Below are 1,083 nucleotides of genomic sequence, written 5' to 3'. Positions count from 1 at the left end.
ACTCGCAAATTTGTTTAACTTTCAGTGATATCAAATACAGCACACATCACTTACATGAACGAACAAGAAATCAAGCCATCCCTTATCATTGTCGAAGACGATCCAAAACTACAAGATATGCTCGGTGAGTACTTTGTAGAACAAGGCTTCGACGTCCGCTGTATTGATAACGGCACCGACGCGCCGAACGCTATTTTAGACACTCAACCCGATTTGGTTTTGTTAGATTTGATGCTGCCGGGCCAAGACGGTTTGAGCGTTTGTCGTCAAATCCGCGAATGTTACAAAGGCAAAGTTCTGATGCTTACCGCAAGCGATGACGATTTTGATCACGTCGCTGCGCTTGAAATTGGTGCCGATGACTTTGTCACGAAACCTATCAAACCGAGCGTGTTACTTGCTCGTATCCGTATGTTATTGCGCAGGAAAGAAAGCGCCGCTCCAGCGCCAGAAAACGGCTTACAAATCGGCGTGTTGTGTTTAAACCGACTACGTAAATCTTGTACTATGAACCAACAACCTGTCGCATTAACCGACGGTGAGTTTGACTTGCTGTGGGTACTCGCCACTCATGCCGAGAAAACCTTGTCGCGTGAATGGCTCACCAAAACGTTACGCGGGATTGAGTACGACGGTACAGATAGAACCATTGACAACCGCATCGTAACGCTTAGAAAGAAATTGGGTGACGCGTCCTGCTCACCTCAAAAAATCATTACGGTACGCGGCAAAGGCTACCTACTAATGCCGGATGCATGGAACGCATAAATGAGAAGGATATATCTAGAGAGCTTTTTAGGTCTGATCATTCTTTTTCTCGCCAGTCTGAAAGGTTATGAGCTCATCGTGTATGAGCTCAATACTGATTATGACTACCTACTTCAAGAACACAGTTCGCAAGCTTTCTACGATTTACTCTCTCCGATCTATGAAGAAAAAGGGCTTGAATACACCAAAAGCGAGCTAGAAAAGTTTGCCACGGCAAGCCATCGATTGTTGCAACCTCACACCATGGATGAGCTCCCTCCTGAGGTGAAGGAAGTGTTCGATGAAGATCCTACCGCTAACATCGCCTTTGATGAT

The 1,083-nt window shown here is 45.7% G+C and carries 1 protein-coding gene and 1 pseudogene; both read left to right on the top strand.

Annotated elements, in window-relative coordinates:
• The first annotated feature begins 54 nt into the window (after nucleotides 1–54).
• A complete protein-coding gene (locus tag R7O12_RS26560; RefSeq protein ID WP_318127065.1) occupies nucleotides 55–768 on the top strand; it encodes a response regulator in 714 nt (237 codons plus the stop codon).
• Nucleotides 769–1,083, top strand: a pseudogene (locus tag R7O12_RS26555) (two-component sensor histidine kinase); the annotation flags it as partial.

This window comes from Vibrio sp. Vb1574 (assembly GCF_033338675.1).
The sequence above is the reverse complement of the archived record's forward strand: the minus strand, read 5'-3'. Positions and strand labels throughout refer to the sequence as shown.

Coding starts and splice junctions, on each gene's coding strand:
- R7O12_RS26560 (WP_318127065.1), top strand. CDS start 55: ATGAACGAACAAGAAATCAAGCCATCCCTTATCATTGTCGAAGACGAT.